The following is an 18,648-nucleotide window of genomic DNA, read 5'->3' as shown; positions in this document are numbered from 1 at the left end:
GATGGCCTCACAGGAGCCGATCGTGACGGTCGAGGGAGACAGCGAGGTAATCCTCGCGGACACGCCAGACGCGCGTGATCGCTTCGAGTGGCAGACCCGGGAGTTCACGATCAACTGCCACTCCGGGCGTAAGATCGAGGGGCGCTGGAGCGGGTTCCCGATCGCGCCGGTGGCTGAGGCTGCGGAATTCCCACCAGAGACCACTCACCTGTTGATGACCGCGGACGATGGGTATCGGGCCTGCGTCGACGCCTGGTTCGGACTCGAGGGGTTCGTCGGGTTCGTCTGCGAGAGACTCACCGTCGAGGGCGGCGACGCATACGCCCTTCGGGAGACGCCGCGCTTCCTGGCACCCGAGATCGACTCCTCGCGGACGATCCGGAACCTCTCGACGATCGAGGCGATCGAACTACAGCCCGACGAAGAGGCTCGCGACTACGAGGCGGGTCACTGACCAGGGCCGGAACCGTCGAGAGACACGGTCAGTAGACGAGTTCGCCGGAAATGAATTTCCGGGTGCGGGCGTCCGACGGGTCCTCGAAGATCACCTCGGTCGGGGCGGTCTCCGTGACGGTATCGCCGAGCAGGACCGCGACCCGGTCAGCGACGCGTTCCGCCTGGTGCATGTCGTGGGTGGCCACGACGACGCCGATACCCCGATCGCGAGCCGCGTCGATCGCGTCCTCGATGACGGCCGTGTTGCGCGGGTCGAGATCCGACGTCGGCTCGTCGAGCAACAGCACGTCCGGATCGTACGCCAGCGCGCGGGCGAACGAGACGCGCTGGGCCTCGCCGCCGGAGAGCGATCCCGCCTGCTGGTCGGCTTTATCAGCCAGCTCGACGACCTCGAGGGACTCGTAGACCGCGTCGGCGGTGCCGTTCGAACTGAGTATCGAGTGTAATTCGGTGCGCAACCGGTCGGACCAGGACCGACGGACACGGAGCCCGTATTCGACGTTACGGGCGACCGAGGCGTCAAAGAGGTTCGCCTCCTGAAAGACCATCCCGATGCGTCGGCGCAGCGAGAGACGTTCGGATTCGTCGACGGCCCAGGCGGCCGTACCGTCGAGCGTGACGGTTCCATCGTCCGGTGCGAGTGCGAGTGCGAGCGTCCGGAGCAGCGTCGACTTGCCGACGCCGGAGGGTCCGATGACGGCGACCACCTCGCCGGTGTCGACTTCGAGGGACAGCTCCCGAAATACCTGCTCGCTTCCGTACGACTGTGTGAGGTCGGTCGCGCGCAGCATCACCAGTTCACCCCCTGATCGCTGAACCGGACGACGACGGCGTTGACGACCAGCACGAGGACGAGCAACACCGCCCCGAGCAGCATCGCGGTCTCGTATCGCCCCTGCCGGGCTTCGAGCTGGATCGCGGTCGTCAGGGTTCGGGTCTTCGAGATCCCGTCAGCACTCGTGATGTTGCCGCCGACGATCAACACGGATCCGACCTCGCTGATGGCGCGGCCGAACCCGGCCAGGATCGCCGTCGCGATCCCGTATCGTGCTTCCTTGAGGACGACCAGCGCCACGTCGAGGCGCGTCCCGCCGAGGACGCGAGCGGCGTCGCGAACGTTCTTGCCTACCCCAGTGATAGCTGCGAGACTGATGGCGGTGATCGGCGGCGTCGCGAGCACGAACTGCGAGATGATCATCGCTTCCCTGGTGAAGACGAGGTTCATCGAGCCCAGCGGCCCCTGGTTCGAGACCAGAAACAACACGGCGAGACCGACGACCACGCTCGGAAAGCCCATGCCGGTGTTGACCACCGACTTCACGAACTGCTTGCCGGGGAACTCCGAGAACGCCATCGTGATGGCGACTGGGATGCTCACGAGCGTGCTCAGCGTTACGGCGACGAGACTCACGTACAGCGACACATAGGTAATGCTCCAGACGTACCCGTCTCTGAACGGGAGGTCGAAGACCGCCGAAAGCGGCTGGCCGAGTGATTCTAGGGGCATCGTCACTCCGCTGTCGAGTCGCTTCGCCACCCCTCCGGGACGTACTGCTGGAAGTTCGGGTCCTCGGAGAGTGCTTCGGGGAAGAACAGCTGTTCCCCGTTTCGCTCGTAGTCCGAAATCGCGTCCTGTACGTCCGGGCTGGTGAGCCACCCGATGTAGGCCATCGCGAGGTCGTAATTGACGTTGCCGTGGACTGCAGGGTTGACCGCCATGACGCCGTAGGGGTTCGAGAGGGCCTCCGGACCATCCTCGATGGGGCCCTGCACCAGAATGGTCAGGTCGAGGTTCGATCGCTGGGAGAGGTAGGTTCCGCGATCGGACAGCGTGTACGCCCCCTGCTGGTTGGCGATGTTCAGCGCCTCTCCCATCCCGGTGCCGGTCTCCTGATACCAGTCGCCGCCCGGTTCGACCTGCGTTCCCTCCCAGAGGTTCCGCTCTTTGGCGTGTGTGCCGGAGTTGTCGCCGCGGGAGACGAACGTCGCCCGTGCCTCGGCGATGGCGGCGAGCGCTGCGGTCGCCGAACTCGTGCCTTCGATCCCCGCTGGATCGGTTTCTGGTCCGACGACGACGAAATCGTTGAACATGAGGTCGCGACGGTTGACGCCGTACCCGTTACGCATGAACTCGTCTTCGAGGTCGCGAGCGTGCACCATCACTACGTCAGAGTCCCCGTTACGGGCCGACTCGAGCGCGGCTCCCGTGCCCTGTGCGATCGCGTCGACGGACACCCCGTACCGCGCCTCGAAGTCGGGATGGATCTCGTCGAGCAGTCCCGTGTCGTAGGTGCTCGTGGTCGTCGTGAGCGTGAGGGTCTCCCCGACCACGTCCGGGGCCCCGGAATCCGCCCCGGATCGAACACATCCGGCAGCGATCGCTGCTGTTCCCGCGCCCAGCCCCGCGAGAAACCGCCGCCGTTGTATCTCCATAGACATAACGAAAACCCATTAACAAATATACTTTTGGGCGGGTATCGGAATCGAGATCGATCACGGTTGCGGGCATCACGACAGTCGGCAGTATTAAGCGCCGCTGCTGATTAGTTCTCTATTCGAGCACGTAGCGCATGGATGGGGAGACTGATCCGCTGGACGATGCCGCCTACGACGCCGACGAGCTGGTACTGACGCGCCGACAGGCCGAGGTCCTGGCGCTCCGAGAGCAGGGACTGACGCAGGCGGACATCGCCGAGCGCTTCGGGACCACCCGGGCCAACGTCGCGAACATCGAAGCGAGCGCACGTGAGAACGCCGAGAAGGCCCACAACACCGTCGATTTTCTGGAGCGACTGCACCCGCCAGTGACACTCGACATCGACTCGCACACGTCGCTGTTCGACATTCCGCCGCAGGTGTACTCGGCCTGTGACGAGGCCGACGTCAAGGTGAGCAGCTCCGCAGTCGATCTGGTACAGGAGGTTCGATCGGCGGCTAGTAGCGCGATCAGCGGCAACGTCGTGACAGAGCCGATCCGGATACTCGTTACCGAGAGCGGCGAGGTCAGAGTCGCCCGCGATTCCACCGATTCTGACTAGTCGCTCGCGTATCGTCTGGCCGTCGTATACGCCTCCCGGACCTGCCGGAACGTGTCTTCGTCACCGCCCTGATCGGGATGGACCTCTTTGACTCGCTCTCGGTAGGCGTCTCGAACATCGGCGAGTGACGCGCCCGCGGGCAGTCCGAGCCGGGCGAACGCATCGCTGGCCGGATGGGACTCGCCCTGTCCAGCGACGGCGGTCGTCGGCGTCTCGAAAGGCAGGCGCGGGCCGATCGCGACGCCCGGAAGTTCGTGCTCGACGAGTACGGGCGTCGTCGCGGTTCCGGTGAGACGGAAATAGGTGCGTGCATCGAAGGTGATCGCCACCTCGCGAGCGGGGAGGTAAAACGCGACCAGTTGGCCGTCGACGGCGTGATCTTCGGCGTAGCGTTCGCCGATCCGATCTAGATACGCCCGGATCTCCGAGCGGCGGCGCGCTTCGGTGTCGCCACCGGACTCGGACGGCCGCCGGCTCGGAAACAGACGCTCGGTCACGACGAACAGCCCCGCGACGACGACGCTGCAGATCGCTCCCAGCGCGACGCCGACGACGAGCCACGACGGGAGCTCCGCGAGACTGTCTAGCACAGTGTCAGCGAGTAACGAGTAACGCGAACAAGAACCGCTCGCTGGGGGCAATCCGTGCCCGATTCTAGCCGATGTACCGGAGATCCTCTTCGGAGGCCGCGGGTGCACTGCTCTCCATCTCCTGGATCTTCCGGACGACTTCTTCCATCTCGTCGGCGCGCTCCTCGAGCGAGCCGAAATCGACCTCGAAGCCGATCGCGTCCTGCAGGACTTCGAGTACTGCCTGGGCGCTTTTGGGATCGACCAGGTAGCCGGAGGTCTCGCCCATCAGACAGGCCGCCGGGAGGTCGCGGCGCTCGCTCAGGCCGAGCAGCAGGCCCGAGACGCCGACGATCCCGCCGGCTGGTTCGTCTTCGCGAAACTCAACGCCGACGCCTTCGAGCTCCTCGATCAGTTCCGTTGTCGTCGCGGCGCCGAGCACGTCGTACTCCTCGATGAGCTCGCCGGTCGGAACGCCACCGAGGGCGAACACCCGCTGGACGCCCAGTCGCTCCGCGACGTCCAGGAACGTGTCAGTCAGACCGTAATGGCCCTGGTTGTCCTGCGCCTGGTGGTCGCCGGTCAGCGTGAGTAGGTCCGATCCCTCCTCGGTCTCGACGGCGTGGAATTCGGCGTGGGCCAGCTCGGCCGTGCCGTCTTCGACGGTCACCTGCGGCGGGAAGTGCGTGGAGTACACGCGTGCGACGAGTTGACTGTCCAGTTCTTCGAGGACGTGCTCGGCGGCGAGCTTGCCGACGTGTCCGACGCCGGGCAGCCCCTCGACGAGCACTGGCTCTTCCAGGTCGGGCTCGGCGAGAATCTCAATCTCGAATGGGTCCATACCCGCTACTCGCGGCGTCGCTCCTTAAGTGCCCGTCGGTACGAGCCGTACCGGTCCTCGGGTGAGAACGGGGCCGGCGCGCTGTTGACGGCCTCCGCCCCGCAGTCGGGACAGCTCCCGGCGAGCGTATAGACCGGGCGGTCGTGGGCTTCGCGCCATGCCGAACACACGCGAATGTCGGATTTCATCAAAAGAGAGCGGTTACTCTTCGTCGGTGTTGCGCTCGCGGTGATACTGCGCCGTTCCGCCGTGGTTTTCGATCACGTCGGCGGCCCGCTGAGCACTCTCTTCGAGCTGTGACTCGGCGGTCTTGTAATCCGGCGCCCGGACCTTGATCCGGTACTCCGGCGACCCGACGTAAGTCACCTCGAGGTCGACTTCCTCGGGAACCTCGCCGTTGCCTTCGGCAGCCTGCAGCGCCTCCTTGATCGCGTCGACGCCGTCGCTGCCGAACGCCCGCAGGTCGACGTAGCCCGACACCTCGACGTAGGGGACCGAGACGTTCTCGCGGGCGGTTTCGACGATCGCCTCGATCTCGTCGTCCTCGAGGTCCGTCTCTTCGAGCGCCTCGGCACCGCGGATGGCGGCCCCCTCGAAGCCAGCGTACATCGAGCCGAACTCGGCGAGCAGTTCGTTCCCGACAGCGGCGTATTTCTCGTCGGAGATGTCCTCGCCGAACGATTGCTCCATCCAGTTGTCGGCCTTGCGCTCGTTTTTCCACTCCTGGATCTTGTCCTTGCGCTGGTGGTCGTTGACGTCCTTCAGCGAGAGGTCGATCTGCTGGGAGGACTCGTCGACGTCGAGGACCTTCGCGACGACGCGCTGATCGACGTTGACGTGATCGCGAACGTTCTTGATCCAGCCGCTGGCGACCTCGCTGATGTGACAGAGGCCGCGCTTGTCCTCGTACTCCAGCAGGTCGACGAAGACGCCGAAGTCCTCGATCTCGTCGATGCGGCCAACGACGAGTTCGCCCGGTTCCGGCCACCCGCTGTACTTCATCGTTACCGTGCCTCGACGGTTTCGACGATCTCGCCTTCGATCTCGGCCTCACCGCCCGTGGGGACTGCGAGCGTGTGCCCGCAGACCGCACAGGAGACTTCCGAAGCGGCCTTGCCGAAGACGATCTGTTCGTTCTCACAGTCCGGACACACGACGGCGTAGAAGTTTCCAGCCATGATGATCACTCCTGGAACTCGAGTCGGCCGGCGCGCCAGCCCTCGCGGAGGTGGGCCTTGCCACACTCGCTGCAGCGGTACGTGAGGTTGGTCTTCTTGGTGGGTTTGTCCCCACCGGGCACCTTCGAGAACTTGCCGTCGTTCCCGATCCCGCTGTTGCGCTCTCGCTGGCGGTCGTTGACCTTCTTCATCCCGGAGGAGCGACCCGTCCGGACCTTCTCGACCTCGTGTTCCTGATGTTCGTTACAGTTCGGACAGTACGTGTTAAATCGGCGTGGCATCTGCATAGCGAATCGTCCTTGCCCGAGATTTGACGTGGGCGCTTAAAACCCGTTTGGTTCCGTCCGATCCGGGCGTCGTCACCCGTGCGATCCTGTGACCGTCGCCGGCTCCGAAGTCCCTAAGTGCGGTTGCACCGAACGAGCGAGCATGAAGAACCTCATCATCAACGGCGACCCCGGAGATCTCCGCAAGGACGCCGTCATCGAGTACGACGGCCAGCAGTACGTCTGCTTTTCGGTCAAGCGACAGGGCGACTGGCACGGCCCGGATCGGCCGCAGCTGTGGTGTACGATCGGCCAGGAAGACGAACGCGAGGACTACGAGCGCCGTCAGTACATCCCGATGCACCTGGAGACGCTCTCGACCGAGGCCGAAACCGTGACCGTCGTCGAAACGTGACCGTCGTCGTCCATACCTGGTGACAGCTACGTCTCGTCGAGGGCCGTCCGATTCACCCGATAGACCGTGACTGCCGGCCACTGCTTCTCGACGGAGACCTCGTCTAGCTCGTCGACGGTTATCGTCTCGTAGTTGCTTCGCTCGTCCGGACCGACGTAAATCAACTCGACGTCATACTTCGACAGCAGTCGGCGCTGCTCGGCGGGCTGGCCAATGAAGATCGTCCGCACGTCGTCGACGCGCTGCCGGTACACGTCTTCCCCGCGATAGACTGCCTCGGGTGGTTTGCCCACGACCGTCGGCACGCCTGTCAGGCTAGCGGGCGCGTTGTCCCACCGATACTGCTGGCCCGGATGGCTGACCATGTTGGGCTGCCCGTCGACGTCCCCGTCGAGCCAGTAGATGGCTCCCGCCTCTCGCGGGTGGTCCGACTCGACGAACGCCAGCGCGTCCATCGTCGGTTCGACGTCGTTGCCGGCGTCGACCAGCGCGAGTCCGCCGACAAACCCGGCAGAGACGACGAGCAATCCAATCGCCAGCCGGCCGCCGGCCCGCCAGCCCTCGCGGTCGGGCGGCACCCACCGGGAAACGCCGGCAAGGGCCGGCCAACCGACGAGCGCGACCACGAGCAGGAACGCGGCGAGGGTGAGCCAGACTGGCACGCCGGACAGCAGTCCGCCCGAAGTCGCGTCAGCGTACAGCCCGAAGTGGCCCGCGAGTGCGAGGAGCCCGTACAGCGAGAGCGCGCCGACCAGCACCGCCGTCCCGGCCCGGAAACCCTGTCGCCACCGCGGCCCCGACAGACCCAGCGCCGGGTGGTGGTCGTCGAGCAACCGCGTCAGAACGACCCCGGCCGCGACAGACGCGAGCACCCATGCCTGCATATAGACTTTGAACACCGTGTTGAACCGCCCGGAGATCGCGCCGTCCTGCAGGTAGACGAATTCCACGAGCACGATCAGTCCGGCCGCTGCGACCAGCAGCACGGTCTCGAAACCGGGGCGAGTCGGACCGTCGGTCGACCCGACCACGTCGACGTCGGGACGGCGGTCGTCCCGCAACAGCACCCAGCCGACGAGAATCAGGGGGCCGAACAGCCCGACGGCAGCGACGTCGATCACCGTCGTCATCGCGACAAGCAGGACGACGACGGCGGCTAGAGCTCCTCGCGAGGAGACCGACGGGTGGCTATACCGGTAGAGGGACAGCCAGAACAGGACCAGAAACGCACCGTGGGTCACGAGCAGTTCCGCCAGCGTGCTCCGGTCCGGGAAGACGGCCGGAGAACCGGTCGAACTCGCGGTGACGAGCCAGTACGGTGCCGAGAGCAACCAGGCCAGCACGAGGACGACCCCGCCGGCGACGATCGCGACGGCGAGTGTCCGCGCTTCGAGAAGCGGGCGGCCGAAGGATCCGCTGTCGTTCAGGACAGGCTCGTTCCGGCCGAACAGCGCCGAAATCGGTCGATCCGGCGCGAGTGCGAGCGCCAGGATCGTCAGTCCGCCGATGGCGGGGAACGACCACGAATTGACGACGGCGATAACGGCCCCGAGTGCCGGGACGAGGCCGAAGACGGTCGCGAGCGTGCGACGGCGCGAACGGTCGGTGCCGGCGACGAACACCTGAAAGAGCACGGCGGCGACGGCCAGCAGGAACGGCGTGTTCATCATGTGCGCGTGGAGGTCGCCGTTGAGCCACGCGAACAGCGGGAACTCCGTGATCGCGCCTTCGAGGACCCGACTGGCCGACCAGTAGTGAAACTCCGAGATCGAGGTCGCGATCCCGTACTCGCGCGGGAGCGGGAGCAAGAGCCCGGCGAACGCCTCCCAGACCCTCGCCACCGCCGACGGGATCGCGCCCAGCGGCCCGACCCGTGCGGCGACAGCATCCAGCAATGCGCCACCGAACCGCAGCGGCGTCAGGAGGTTGCTGGCGAACCCGACGAAGAAGGCGGCTCCGATCCCGGCCCGCCGATACGAGAAGTCCCGGTGGGCGGCGATCGAGCCCGCCAGCCCGTAGGCTGCCGTCACGAGCATCGCGTAATATCCCGACAGCGCGAGGTTGTAGGCGAACCGGCCTGTCGTGCCGGTGAGTCGGGCAAGCAGCGACGCGAGCAGGTGCCCGCCGTAGTAATACCGGACGGTCTCGCCCGCGAACCAGGCGTCCTCCGGCGGGATCGTCGACCCGCGCAACGAGGACTGCAACAGGCTCATGTCGAGGAACTTCTCGCCGCCACCGGGAGACGCGGCCGGATCGACCGCGCGGATCGCGACGAGGAAGAGGAACGCGACCGCGAACACGAGCGCGGTGCGCACGTACGCGTCGTGATCGACCTCGAACCCGCGATAGACCGCGACGGCCGAGAGTCCAGCGAGCACGAGCAGTCCGATCCAGAGCCCGAACTGGATCGACACGCGCCCGAGAGCGAACACGACGAGCCAGACGACCGCCAGCCCGAGCGGGAGCGCAAGCGCGGCCCCGCGGTCCTCGAAGTCGGGCAACAACGCGTGTGCGAGCGGCTGTCCGAGATACAGCAACAGGAGGTACGTCACCAGCCAGAGCGCGACCAGCCCGTATTCCATTACGACCACGAACGACGATCTGACCAAAAGGCTTTGTGAAACGTCCACCCACCGACAGCGGACCCGCTACTTCTCGCTGTCAGCGTCGGTATCGGAGGCAGTCAGGCTCCGGATCGCGTAGGCCGCGCCGCCGATCGTCCCGAGCGCACTTGAGACGACTCCGAACCCGGGACCGAAGCCGTCACCCGTCTCTGTGACAGTGTCGGTCACAGTATCCGTCCCCGTCTCGCCAGCGCTCGTCTCGGTGTCGGATTCGGTGGTCGTGGGACGCGTTGTGGTCTGGACGGATTCGATGGCAACGCCGATCGTGGCAGTGCCTGCTGCCCCCTGTCCGTCGGAGACGGTCATTTCGACGACGACAGTGGCCGCGTCGCCGACCGACGGCGCAGTGAACGAGGTCGTCTGGCCGCTGTCGCTCGCGAGATCGACGTCGGGGCCGCCGGTCTGGATCCACGCGTAGCTGAGGGTGCCGCCGTTGGGGTCGGAGGACTCCCCGGCGTCGAGCTCGACCGTCGTTCCCGCCGGAACCGGCTCCGATACGTCCGTGCCGAGCGTGACTTCGCCGACGGGCCCCTCGTTCTCCGACTGGGGCAGCACCGTCATGGTCGTCGTTGCCCCTGCACTGTTCCCGTCGGTGTCGGTGACCGTCACCGTGAACTCCAGAGTCGTCTCCTCGCTGACCTCGGGCGCGGTGAACGACGGATCGGCCGCCGTCTCCTCTGTGAGTTCGACCGACGGGCCGCTGACTTGCACCCAGTTGTAGGTGAGCGATTGCCCGTCGGGATCGGTCGAGCCCGTCGCGTCGAGGGTCGCCTCCGCCGTCGCGAAGACGGTATCGGGAGCGGTGACGGTGACGGTCGGCCGTCCGTCGGCGTCCAGTTGTGGCACGAACGGAAGCTGCGTCCCGTCCTCGAATGCCATCGCCTCCGACTGGGGGACGCCCTCGGGCGTGATCATGTCGATGGCGTTCGAATTGACGCCCTCGGCGCTTCCGCCCCCGAAGTTCCACTCGGTCGGCTCGGCCTGGACGGTCCGGACCTGCCCCGCCGCGAACCCGTCGTAGCCGAACAAAAGCGGCGCGAACTGCAGCTGTTCCGCGTCGCCGATCACGTCCGCCGGGAAGTCGAAGGAGATCGCCTGCAGGTCCGGATGGACCGCCGTCGTCACGTCCTCGGCGACGATCGACCCGTCGGCCGCCTCGACCGCCTGCAGGTCGTAGCCGCTCACGACGACGCGGTAGTGATAGGGCTGTGCGAACTCCGTGTTCGTTCCCGTTCGACCTTCCGTCGTCGCCGGAGCGGCCGGGTCTGCCGTCGGATCTCGAACGTAGACCTGCATGAAGTACAGCGAGAAGCCCTGGCTGCCAGACCACTGGTTCGTGATCTCGTCGTTCAAGTAGTAGACGAATCGGTAGCGGTCCCCAGCCCGGTACAGTTCGACGTCCGTGATGTCGAACGTCCCGGGCGTCAGTACGTCCGCGGAGGGATATTCGTAGCTGCCGGGCCCGTGGTCGTCGCCGGTCGGATCGCTCCAGTCGTGCACGAGCGTCCCGGAGAAATTCGACAGCGAGAGCAGCGGGACGGCGTCGCCGCTTTCGAGGACAGTCGACTGATCCGTCCCGTCCGGGACGAGCAGATCCAGGACCGCGGGTGCGTTCGCTCCGTCGGCCCCACCGAACGCCGACTCGGTCGCCTCGGGTTGGACAGGTCGGATCCCACCCGGGCTGTTAGGGTCGTCGCCGAACAGCAGCGGAGCGACGGCAGCCCCATCGAGGTCGCCGCTGACCGCTGTCTTCGGCACCGAGACGGCAATCGCGTCCTGAGACGGATAGCCGCCAGCCTCGACCCCCTCGGAGGCGACGGTCCCGGAGGCGTCTTCGACGACGTTGCGGTTCTCGTCACCAGTGGCGACGATCCGGTAGTTGTAGGGCGTCTCGAAGGCGACGTTGGTGCCGGTGCGGCCCGCGGTCGCGGTCGGATCGTCGCCGTCGGTCGCGACGTACAGCTGGAGGTGCTGCAGGGAGAACCCGAGTCCGCCGTCGAACGGGTTCGTGAGTTCGCCGGCCAGTTCGAGCACGAACAGCAGGCGGTCGCCGGTGTCCCCGATCGTGAACCGTTCGATGTCAAACGCGCCGTCGGTGAACGCCTCACCGGTCGGGTACGTATACGTGCCCGGTCCGTCGTCATCGCCGACCGGATCGTCCCAGTCCGCGAGCAGTTCGCCCTCGAAGGGGTCCGTCAGGACGAGATACGGGATCCCTGCGTCAGATGCGAGTACTTCCGCCGCCGTCACGCCCTCCGGAGTGAACAGATCGATCGCGTGGGGCACCTCACCGTCGGCACCGCCGAAGCGACGCTCGCCGGCGGATTCGCCGACGCGGGTGACGTTCCCCGGCGCGTCCGGATCGTAGCCCGCGAGCAGCGGGACGAGTTGCTTGTCGGTCGGATCGCCCGGCACAGCGTGTTTCGGGACGTCGACTCTGATCGAGCGCGTCGACGGACTCGCGAACACCGACCCCTCGGCGACCATCTCGCCGTCGGGCGTCTCGACGCGTGCGCCATGTTCGCCATCGGCGACGATCCGGTACTGATACGGCGCTGAGAGCGACGCCGCGATCCCTTCGCGGGTCGCGGTCGAACCGGACGGGTCCGTCGGATCTCTGAGGTAGAGTTGCAGGTGCTGGACGGAGAAGCCCCCGTCGTAGCCGAAGGGGTTCTCGATCGGCCCGTCGAACTGGAAGCGGAACTGGTAGTCCGTCTCCGACTCGTGGAGGTCCAGACGCGTCAGATCGAACGCCCCGTCGGCGTAGGCGTCGCCGGTCGGATAGGTGTAGGGAACGTCGCCGGTTTCGTCGTCGACACCGACAACGTGACTCCCCAGTCCCGACAGCGACGGCGTCTCCAGGATCGCGACGGAGTCGACCTCGACGGTCGTCGTCTCGTCGTCGACGCCGAGGTCGTCGCCGGTGCGCAGATCGGTCGTCGACACGGGGCCACGGAGGTCAACGCGGGCGGGATCGTCCCCGAAGTTGAGCACGACGACGACCTTCTGATCGCCGGCGTCCCGGCCGTACGCGACGACACTCTCGGAGTCGCTCTCGTAATAGGCGCCGCGGAAGTCGGCGTCATGAGCCAGCGCCGGGATTTCGTCGCGGGCCGCGATCAGCGACTTGTAGAACGCCAGGTGCTCTTCGTCGTAGTCGGCCCAGTTCATGAACGCGCGGGCGAAGCCCTGGTCAGTGACCCGGGACTCGCTGTATTCCGGCAGCGCGCGCTCCTGACCGTAGTAGATCATGGGCGTCCCCGGGAGCGTGAACGTCGCCGCGGCGGCGGCCCGCTCGGCCTGCTTGCCGACGTTGTTGAGATACCGCGGGAGGTCGTGGTTCTCCAGGTACTGCAGGAACAGCGTCCGATCGGGGATTCCGCTGCGCTTGCGCTCGGTAATCGCGTCGACGACGTTGCTGGCGTCGAGGCCCTGCCCGACGTCGACCAGCGTCTGGTAGAGCACGTCGTCGAAGTGCTGATCGAACTCCGACTCGCTGAACCGCCGCATGTAGGGGATTGTCTCGTCCAGCAGGAAGAAGTCCTCGTCAATTGCCTTGACGCGCTCGCGGACCTCCTTCCAGAAGCCGTGCGTGACGCCGTAGCCGACGTCACACCGGAAGCCGTCGACCCGCTCGGCCCAGTAGTCGACGACCGAGAGGACGTGCTCGCGCATCGCGACCGACTGGTAGTTGATGTTCATCAGGTCCGACCAGCTGAAGTAGTTCGCCGGCGAGCCGTCGGCCATCCGTTCGTACCAGTCGTAGTATTTGGAGTCTTCGCCCACGTCGACGGTGTCCTGGAAGAACGGGTGTCGACGGGCCGTGTGGTTGATCACGAGATCGAAACACACCCTGATGTCCCGCTCGTGACAGGCGTCGATGAACGCCTCGTACTCCTCGACAGTACCCAGTTCGGATGCCGTCTCGAAGTAATCGACCGTGTCGTAGCCGTGGGGGCCGCCGACGGGGTCGTCTTCCCGGTGGCTCGTCGCGTCGACGACCGGCGTGAGCCAGACCACGTCGACGCCGAGATCCGCCAGGTAATCGACTCGCGACTGGAGGTACTCGAAGTCAACCTCGCCGGCTTCCGAGCCGAACGACCGGGTGAATATCTCGTACATCGTCGCGTCCTTGAGCCACTCCGGCGGCGCGTTGAGCGGCGTCACCGTCTGAGCGTCGGCGTCGAGTTCGACCGTCTCGACGACGCTGGGTTGGTCGTCGACGGCAACGACGTGTACCCGCGCCGTCCCGTCGACGGCGTCGGCTGGGACAGTCGCCGTCGAACCGTCGACGTCGAGATCGGAATCGCTCAGGACGTCCCGGTCGTCGGTGAGGAACTCGACGGCCACGTCCCCAGGAGCGGTGTCGCTGTCCGGGGCGGTCGCCTGGTTGGCCTCAATCACGAACGCGTCCGCATCGGCGTCGTATTCGCCAGTTGGCCGGACGCGGGGCGGTCCGGCGGCGTCGGAGGAGGGTTCCGGGAAGACCCTGATCGTCAGTTCGTGGGTCCCGTCCGGCGCGTCCAGTTCGAGGACGTACCGACCGGGGACGTCCGGATCGAACTCGACCACGTTGTCGGTTCCGTAATCGTACTCCGCGTCGTCCTCGTGGAACCCCTCGATCTCGCTGTCCGGTGGCGTCTCGGCGACCGTCCAGGTGAACGCATCGGCGTCGTAGTTGTCAGGATCGCGCTGGGGGTCCGGAACGCGGGGGGAAAGCAGATCCCGATCGTCCGGAGAGGGGTCGCCCTTGTAGTCGGCAGTCGGCGGGTCGACGATACGTTCGCCGGCGTGCATGACTCGCGGCGGTCCCGGGTGATGGCTCTCGGGCGTGACGCCTGCCGATAGTGCGCGTACGGTGCCTTCGGCTGTCGGCAATGCCGACAGCGCGCCGAGACCGGCGACGCTGCCGAGATACTGTCTCCGTCGCATCTCTGTGTGTGTAACGAGATAGCTGCAGAAATGTCTACTCAGAACTACATTTCTGTACGCTCACCGAGACGATCGACGGGAGTGTGACGCGATTTCGGCGATTCGGGCAGATTCGAGTAGTCTGAGGCAGGCTTCCCGGTTGACGGCAGGGTACGAAGTGTATCTGTGACGATAGCTGGGCTACAAAAATTGTGAAGACTCGTTCGGTACGGCCGGACAGAAATCGGAAGTGACGGCGCCGGTAGCCGCGGGCGGCAGACAGAACCCTGCCACGGGCAACAGCAACAGATTGAATCGGACGCACACGGGAGTATGAGTATGAACGAGTCGACACTGGCGGTGGATACCGAGGCGGCGGCGGACGCGTTCGGCGTCCTCGCGGACGATTCCAGGGTCGACATTCTGCTGGCGCTGTGGGACGAGGAACAGTCGTCGTTCGAGGACCTCCGGCGCGCGGCGGGGATCGACGACAGCGGGCGGTTCAACTATCACCTCGACAAGCTCCTCAATCGGTTCGTCCAGAAGACCGACGACGGCTACCGGCTGACGTCGCTGGGTGCGAACGTCGTCGACCTCCTGTTAGACGCACGCTTCGGGCTCTCGCCGCCGCCCATCGACGAGTTGACGAGCGTCGATTGTCCGGACTGTGGCGATCGGCTGCACGTCTACTACGAGGACGGGGACATGCGACTGGCCTGTCCGTCGTGTGGCGCTGTCGTCCACTACGGGTTTTTCCCGCCGCGTGGGCGAGCGACTCGGACGGCCGAAGAGACAATCGACGCGTACTCGCGGCAGGTCTGGCGCGACGTCACGCTCGCCTATCGAGGCGTCTGCCCTCACTGTAGCGGCCGCATGGAGACACGGATCGAAGTCGATCCCGATTGGTCGATCGCCGTCGCTGCCCAGGGACGTTGCAGCGATTGTGGCGCGCCCTACAGCTTCCCGATTGGATTGCACCTCCTCGCGGAACCGGCCGTGGTATCGTTTCTGGCCGATCACGGCACGTTCGTCGACGATCGACGCTTCTGGGAGCTGGATTTCGTCTACGACGATGCTGTTTCGGTCGTCTCGGAATCGCCCCCTCGATACCGAGTCACGATCACAGCGGGGGCCGAGCGTCTGGAAGTGACGCTCGACGGGCAGTGTGAAATCGTCGACATCGCACGGCACCTCCCGCACTGATCTGACGGCCCCAGTCTCCGGGGATGTCCCGGGAGAAACCGCAGTTGGTATGTCGCCCAATCCACTCTGCTCGGGTAAGATGGTAGACGTCAGCGTTATCGGCTGTGGCAACATGGGCGGAGCTCTAGTCAAAGGGCTCGCCCGCGGCGAGCACAGGGTGACGGCGATCGACGCTGATCCCGACGCGCTCGCCGCGATCGAGGCGTACAGCACGGAGACGACGACGGACCTCTCGGCCGCCACTGAAAGCGACGTGGTCGTCCTCGCGGTCAAGCCGGGCGTGGTCACGAGCGTCCTCGAAGACCTGAATCTGTCGGCCGATCAGACGCTCGTCACGGTCGCGGCGGGTGTCTCGACGACGTTCGTCGCCGACCGAACGGACGCGACGGTCGTCCGGGTCATGCCGAACCTCGCCGCCGAGACCGGCGACATGGCGGCCGCGGTGACCCGCGACGGGCTCTCGGAAGACGTTCGCGAGCTACTGGAGACGGTCGGGGAGTACGCCGTGATTGACGAGGACCTGATGGACGTCTCGACGGCCGTCAACGGGAGCGGCCCGGCTTTCGTCTTCTATCTCATCGGCGCGATGAAGGAAGCCGGTATCGAGGGCGGACTCGACCCAGAGCAGGCGGAGACGCTCGCAGCCCAGACGTTCAAGGGCGCGGCCGAGACCGTTCTCAGAGACGATCGCAGCGTCGACGAACTGATCGACGCGGTCTGCTCGCCTAACGGCACGACCATCGAAGGCATGGAGGTCCTCTGGGACAGCGACGTCGAAGGGAAAGTGATCGAAGCCGTCCAGGCGGCCGAGCGACGGTCCGCGGAGATCGCGGAGGAATTCCACGATGAGTGAGACTATCCAGACGATCGACGCCGAGGAGATCGGGCAAGCGCGACAGCTGGCCGCCGACGCCCAGCGCGTCGTGGTCAAAGCGGGGACGAACTCCCTGACCGACGAGGACTCCCAGCTCGATCGCGTGAAACTCGACAAGCTCGTCAGCGACATCATGGACCTGCGCCGGCGGGGCAAGGACGTCCTGCTGGTGTCCTCGGGTGCGATCGGTGCCGGCATGGGGCTGCTGGGCAAAGACAGCGACACCGTCGAGGAGGGGCAGGCACTGTCGACGATCGGCCAGAGCCACCTGATGCACCACTACACGCAGAGTTTCGACCGGTACGACCAGCAGGTCGCCCAGTTGCTGCTGACCGAACACGACCTGAAGAACCCCGAGCGGTTCACAAACTTCCGCAACACCGTCGAGACGCTGTTCGAGTGGGGCGTCGTGCCGATCGTCAACGAGAACGACGCGGTCGCGACCGAAGAGATCCAGATCGGCGACAACGACATGATCTCCGCGTCGATCGCGGTCGGTATCGACGTCGACCTCCTGGTCACGCTGACCGACGTCGGCGGCGTCTACACCGGCAATCCCAAGGACGACCCCGACGCCGAGTTGATCGAAGCGGTCGGGGACAACTACGACGCCGTCCTGGAGATCATCGAGGAGACGACGACCGGCGGGTTCGGCGGCATCCAGACCAAAGTGCAGGGTGCCCGTGACGTCAGTGAGTACGGCATCCCGGCGATCATCGCGAAATCGACTGAACGGGACGTCCTGGAGAAAATCGCCACAGCCAAACCGGTCGGGACGCTATTCGTCCCCATAAACGGTGTCCACGATGAGTGAATACGACACGCAAGCGCAGGTGACCGAGGCACAGCAGGCGGCGCTCCGGCTCGCCAACGTCGACGAGGAGACGCGCAATGGGGCGCTCCAGTCGATCGCCGACGCGATCCGCGACAGCGAGGCGGCGATCCTCGAAGCCAACGCGAAAGACGTCGAAGAGGCAGAGGAGATGCTCGCGCAGGGCGAGTACACCCAGGCGCTGGTCGACCGGCTGAAGCTCGATTCGGGCAAGCTCGAATCGATCGCCGAGATGGTCGAGAGCGTCGCCGAGCAGGACGATCCGCTCGGCGAGACCCTGGAAGCGCGACAACTCGACGATGACCTGGAGCTGTACAAGGTTGCGGTCCCGATCGGCGTCGTCGGGACGATCTTCGAGTCCCGGCCCGACGCTCTGGTCCAGATCGCCGCGCTCTCGCTGAAGTCGGGCAATAGCGTCATCCTCAAGGGTGGCAGCGAGGCCAGCGAGTCCAACCGGATTCTCTACGAGACGATCGTCCAGGCCACGGCTGAGGCCATCGACGCGATGCCCGAGGGCTGGGCCCAGCTCATCGAGGCCCACGAAGAGGTCGATCGGCTGCTGGAGATGGACGACAAAGTCGATCTGCTCATGCCGCGTGGCTCCTCGGAGTTCGTCTCCTACATCCAGGACAACACGCAGATTCCGGTGCTGGGCCACACCGAGGGGATCTGTCACGTCTACGTCGACGAGGCGGCCGACCTGGAGATGGCCGAGGACATCGCCTTCGACGCGAAGGTGCAGTACCCGGCAGTCTGTAACGCCGTCGAGACGCTACTGGTGAGCGAGGCCGTCGCCGAGCAGTACCTGCCCGGGATGGTCGAGCGCTACGAGGACGCCGGTGTCACGCTACGGGGCGACGAGCAGACCCGCGAGGTCGTCGACGTCGACCCGGCGACTGAGGCGGACTGGGACACCGAATACGGCGACCTCGAACTGTCGATCAAGGTCGTCGGGGATGTCTACGAGGCCGTCGAACACGTCAACACGCACGGCTCGAAGCACACCGAGTCGATCGTCACCGAGGACGGCGACGCCGCCGAGACGTTCATGACCGGGATCGACGCCGCCAGCGTCTTCCACAACGCCTCGACGCGGTTCGCCGACGGTTACCGCTACGGGCTCGGCGCGGAGGTCGGCATCTCGACGGGCAAGATCCACGCCCGCGGTCCCGTCGGACTGGCCGGGCTGACGACCTACAAGTACTACCTGGAAGGTGACGGACAGCTCGTGGCCACCTACGCCGGCGACGACGCCAAGCCGTTCACGCACGTCGATTTCGACGGCCAGTGGACGCCCGGTCAGCTGTCTGAACGGTAACCGACACCCGATCAGCTGTCTGAACGGTAACCGACACCCGATCAGCTGTCTGAGCGGTAACCGACACCCGATCAGCTGTTCGCTCGGCAGCCGCTCTTTCCCGGTAGATCGCCGGATTCAATT

Annotated in this window: 18 protein-coding genes; 7 read left to right on the top strand and 11 right to left on the bottom strand. The window is 65.7% G+C overall.

Annotated features, from left to right (window positions below; translation table 11 throughout):
• Position 1: 1 nt before the first annotated feature.
• Complete coding sequence (locus tag OB916_RS04335; protein WP_315908052.1) at positions 2-454, top strand: hypothetical protein; 453 nt, start codon at positions 2-4, stop codon at positions 452-454.
• 28 nt (positions 455-482) lie between these two features.
• Here OB916_RS04335 and OB916_RS04330 read toward each other — a convergent pair whose 3' ends face one another.
• Genes OB916_RS04330 through OB916_RS04320 form a run of 3 tightly spaced genes read right to left on the bottom strand, consistent with a single transcriptional unit; the run spans position 483 to position 2,889 of the window.
• Positions 483-1,247 (bottom strand): amino acid ABC transporter ATP-binding protein, encoded by a 765-nt coding sequence (locus OB916_RS04330; protein ID WP_315908051.1) that lies wholly within the window; start codon positions 1,245-1,247, stop codon positions 483-485.
• Entirely contained in the window at positions 1,247-1,963 is a 717-nt protein-coding gene (locus tag OB916_RS04325; RefSeq protein ID WP_315908050.1) for an ABC transporter permease, read from the bottom strand. Before OB916_RS04325 ends, OB916_RS04330 begins: the two co-directional genes overlap by 1 nt.
• Positions 1,964-1,965: 2 nt before the next feature.
• Positions 1,966-2,889 carry a substrate-binding domain-containing protein gene (locus tag OB916_RS04320; RefSeq protein ID WP_315908049.1) on the bottom strand — a complete coding sequence of 308 codons (924 nt, stop codon included), beginning with the start codon at positions 2,887-2,889 and terminating at the stop codon, positions 1,966-1,968.
• Between the two features lie 137 nt (positions 2,890-3,026).
• On the opposite strand from OB916_RS04320, the gene OB916_RS04315 reads away from it, so the two are divergent.
• Positions 3,027-3,494: a Tfx family DNA-binding protein gene (locus OB916_RS04315; protein ID WP_315908048.1), complete on the top strand. Its 468-nt coding sequence runs from the start codon at positions 3,027-3,029 to the stop codon at positions 3,492-3,494.
• Here OB916_RS04315 and OB916_RS04310 read toward each other — a convergent pair.
• The 6 genes from OB916_RS04310 to OB916_RS04285 all read right to left on the bottom strand — a co-directional run bounded on the left by OB916_RS04310 (position 3,491) and on the right by OB916_RS04285 (position 6,369).
• Positions 3,491-4,084, bottom strand: coding sequence for a J domain-containing protein (locus tag OB916_RS04310; protein WP_315908047.1), 594 nt, complete (start codon positions 4,082-4,084; stop codon positions 3,491-3,493). The genes OB916_RS04315 and OB916_RS04310 overlap by 4 nt on opposite strands.
• A 64-nt stretch (positions 4,085-4,148) precedes the next feature.
• Positions 4,149-4,904 (bottom strand): proteasome assembly chaperone family protein, encoded by a 756-nt coding sequence (locus OB916_RS04305; protein WP_315908046.1) that lies wholly within the window; start codon positions 4,902-4,904, stop codon positions 4,149-4,151.
• A gap of 5 nt (positions 4,905-4,909) precedes the next feature.
• A complete protein-coding gene (locus tag OB916_RS04300; RefSeq protein WP_315908045.1) occupies positions 4,910-5,092 on the bottom strand; it encodes an RNA-protein complex protein Nop10 in 183 nt (60 codons plus the stop codon).
• A gap of 13 nt (positions 5,093-5,105) precedes the next feature.
• Positions 5,106-5,906 carry a translation initiation factor IF-2 subunit alpha gene (locus OB916_RS04295; RefSeq protein WP_315908044.1) on the bottom strand — a complete coding sequence of 267 codons (801 nt, stop codon included), beginning with the start codon at positions 5,904-5,906 and terminating at the stop codon, positions 5,106-5,108.
• A gap of 2 nt (positions 5,907-5,908) precedes the next feature.
• Complete coding sequence (locus tag OB916_RS04290; protein ID WP_315908043.1) at positions 5,909-6,082, bottom strand: 30S ribosomal protein S27e; 174 nt, start codon at positions 6,080-6,082, stop codon at positions 5,909-5,911.
• A gap of 5 nt (positions 6,083-6,087) precedes the next feature.
• Positions 6,088-6,369 (bottom strand): 50S ribosomal protein L44e, encoded by a 282-nt coding sequence (locus tag OB916_RS04285; protein WP_315908042.1) that lies wholly within the window; start codon positions 6,367-6,369, stop codon positions 6,088-6,090.
• Positions 6,370-6,511: 142 nt separating this feature from the next.
• Here OB916_RS04285 and OB916_RS04280 point away from each other — a divergent pair, with 142 nt between their 5' ends.
• The gene (locus OB916_RS04280; protein ID WP_315908041.1) at positions 6,512-6,763 is read left to right on the top strand and encodes an HAH_0734 family protein; all 252 of its coding nucleotides are present in this window, start codon (positions 6,512-6,514) and stop codon (positions 6,761-6,763) included.
• Positions 6,764-6,789: 26 nt separating this feature from the next.
• Here OB916_RS04280 and OB916_RS04275 read toward each other — a convergent pair whose 3' ends face one another.
• Both OB916_RS04275 and OB916_RS04270 read right to left on the bottom strand, forming a co-directional pair.
• Positions 6,790-9,345, bottom strand: a complete 2,556-nt coding sequence (locus OB916_RS04275) for a DUF2298 domain-containing protein (protein WP_315908040.1) — start codon at positions 9,343-9,345, stop codon at positions 6,790-6,792.
• 66 nt (positions 9,346-9,411) lie between these two features.
• Positions 9,412-14,319 carry a glucodextranase DOMON-like domain-containing protein gene (locus tag OB916_RS04270; RefSeq protein WP_315908039.1) on the bottom strand — a complete coding sequence of 1,636 codons (4,908 nt, stop codon included), beginning with the start codon at positions 14,317-14,319 and terminating at the stop codon, positions 9,412-9,414.
• A gap of 318 nt (positions 14,320-14,637) precedes the next feature.
• Between OB916_RS04270 and OB916_RS04265 the strand changes: the two genes are divergently transcribed.
• The 4 genes from OB916_RS04265 (at position 14,638) to OB916_RS04250 (ending at position 18,525) form a co-directional block, all read left to right on the top strand.
• Positions 14,638-15,501 (top strand): DUF7351 domain-containing protein, encoded by an 864-nt coding sequence (locus OB916_RS04265; protein WP_315908038.1) that lies wholly within the window; start codon positions 14,638-14,640, stop codon positions 15,499-15,501.
• 79 nt (positions 15,502-15,580) lie between these two features.
• Complete coding sequence (proC, locus tag OB916_RS04260; RefSeq protein ID WP_315908037.1) at positions 15,581-16,354, top strand: pyrroline-5-carboxylate reductase; 774 nt, start codon at positions 15,581-15,583, stop codon at positions 16,352-16,354.
• Entirely contained in the window at positions 16,347-17,189 is an 843-nt protein-coding gene (proB, locus tag OB916_RS04255) for a glutamate 5-kinase (RefSeq protein WP_315908036.1), read from the top strand. Before proC ends, proB begins: the two co-directional genes overlap by 8 nt.
• Positions 17,182-18,525: a glutamate-5-semialdehyde dehydrogenase gene (locus OB916_RS04250; RefSeq protein WP_315908035.1), complete on the top strand. Its 1,344-nt coding sequence runs from the start codon at positions 17,182-17,184 to the stop codon at positions 18,523-18,525. Before proB ends, OB916_RS04250 begins: the two co-directional genes overlap by 8 nt.
• Positions 18,526-18,648 lie beyond the last annotated feature (123 nt).

The sequence above is a fragment of the Halapricum hydrolyticum genome, assembly GCF_025517535.1.
GTDB classification, from domain to species: Archaea; Halobacteriota; Halobacteria; order Halobacteriales; family Haloarculaceae; genus Halapricum; species Halapricum hydrolyticum.
Note: the sequence above shows the minus strand (reverse complement) of the source record. Positions and strands in the feature narration are given on the sequence as shown.

Coding starts and splice junctions, on each gene's coding strand:
- OB916_RS04320 (WP_315908049.1), bottom strand. CDS start 2,889: ATGGAGATACAACGGCGGCGGTTTCTCGCGGGGCTGGGCGCGGGAACA.
- proC (WP_315908037.1), top strand. CDS start 15,581: ATGGTAGACGTCAGCGTTATCGGCTGTGGCAACATGGGCGGAGCTCTA.
- OB916_RS04325 (WP_315908050.1), bottom strand. CDS start 1,963: ATGCCCCTAGAATCACTCGGCCAGCCGCTTTCGGCGGTCTTCGACCTC.
- OB916_RS04315 (WP_315908048.1), top strand. CDS start 3,027: ATGGATGGGGAGACTGATCCGCTGGACGATGCCGCCTACGACGCCGAC.
- OB916_RS04270 (WP_315908039.1), bottom strand. CDS start 14,319: ATGCGACGGAGACAGTATCTCGGCAGCGTCGCCGGTCTCGGCGCGCTG.
- OB916_RS04330 (WP_315908051.1), bottom strand. CDS start 1,247: ATGCTGCGCGCGACCGACCTCACACAGTCGTACGGAAGCGAGCAGGTA.
- OB916_RS04275 (WP_315908040.1), bottom strand. CDS start 9,345: ATGGAATACGGGCTGGTCGCGCTCTGGCTGGTGACGTACCTCCTGTTG.
- OB916_RS04285 (WP_315908042.1), bottom strand. CDS start 6,369: ATGCAGATGCCACGCCGATTTAACACGTACTGTCCGAACTGTAACGAA.
- proB (WP_315908036.1), top strand. CDS start 16,347: ATGAGTGAGACTATCCAGACGATCGACGCCGAGGAGATCGGGCAAGCG.
- OB916_RS04305 (WP_315908046.1), bottom strand. CDS start 4,904: ATGGACCCATTCGAGATTGAGATTCTCGCCGAGCCCGACCTGGAAGAG.
- OB916_RS04280 (WP_315908041.1), top strand. CDS start 6,512: ATGAAGAACCTCATCATCAACGGCGACCCCGGAGATCTCCGCAAGGAC.
- OB916_RS04265 (WP_315908038.1), top strand. CDS start 14,638: ATGAACGAGTCGACACTGGCGGTGGATACCGAGGCGGCGGCGGACGCG.
- OB916_RS04290 (WP_315908043.1), bottom strand. CDS start 6,082: ATGGCTGGAAACTTCTACGCCGTCGTGTGTCCGGACTGTGAGAACGAA.
- OB916_RS04250 (WP_315908035.1), top strand. CDS start 17,182: ATGAGTGAATACGACACGCAAGCGCAGGTGACCGAGGCACAGCAGGCG.
- OB916_RS04295 (WP_315908044.1), bottom strand. CDS start 5,906: ATGAAGTACAGCGGGTGGCCGGAACCGGGCGAACTCGTCGTTGGCCGC.
- OB916_RS04335 (WP_315908052.1), top strand. CDS start 2: ATGGCCTCACAGGAGCCGATCGTGACGGTCGAGGGAGACAGCGAGGTA.
- OB916_RS04300 (WP_315908045.1), bottom strand. CDS start 5,092: ATGAAATCCGACATTCGCGTGTGTTCGGCATGGCGCGAAGCCCACGAC.